Consider the following 776-nt stretch of genomic DNA (forward strand, 5'->3'; position numbering starts at 1 on the left):
ATTTAAAAAATACCAAAAACAATAAATTCAAGAAAATAAATGAGTATTTCAGGGGGCTCCCAACAAACATTGTCTTTTTTCCTATTTTATAAATAATTGGAAGGAACTCATCGTGCACCAGTCCGACTCGCACTTGGCCGACATACTACGTACCTTGTGACATACCTGCCTAGCTTATTGAAGTTATCAGGCTTTGATAGGTTCTGAAAAAGTTATGCCAGGCAGACTAGGTATGATTGATTATAATATGGCTGTTTATTTTATGATCGATCTATTTGTTTCCTGGGTATAACGGCGTCGGTTATGTTAACTTCGCTTGACACAGCGTATTTACGCACAAATAAAGTAGCTGACTCTCGTCTAGCTAAAATCTGATATTCCCAAAGATAGCAATCCCTCAATCCCTGAGGAAATAGAAACTGGCACTGCATTGACTAACTAGCTCTGTTTCATGAATCTCGGTAGCCTGTGTGTGCCAATCATGTTCACACCATGAAGAGGTAGAAAGACAAAAAGTTGGAGTTCATCTTTCACTGAATATAAATATTAAAACCTTTCTTCTAGTCGACCATGGTGCTAGGCATGCTGTCGCTGATGATCGATCAACGTTATCAATGGTATCAGAAACACTTTCTTGCTCTCCGACTAAAAGCGTGCACTCATTTTCAGCGTGCGGGTTGCAAGGTGCGATCGATCCTCAATGTCCTTGTGAAAAGAAGCGACCCATCATAATGAACAACTTTTGTTTTAGAACCAAGCCTGTATCTCTAATAGTT

At 39.4% G+C, this 776-nt stretch carries 1 protein-coding gene; it reads left to right on the top strand.

Going from position 1 to position 776, the window contains the following annotated elements; all coding sequences use genetic code 11:
• Window positions 1–470: 470 nt before the first annotated feature.
• A partial coding sequence (locus ACJ5GX_RS01725; protein ID WP_495292633.1) for a hypothetical protein occupies window positions 471–776 on the top strand: 306 nt, incomplete at its 3' end.

Source organism: Wolbachia endosymbiont of Tuta absoluta (assembly GCF_059414725.1).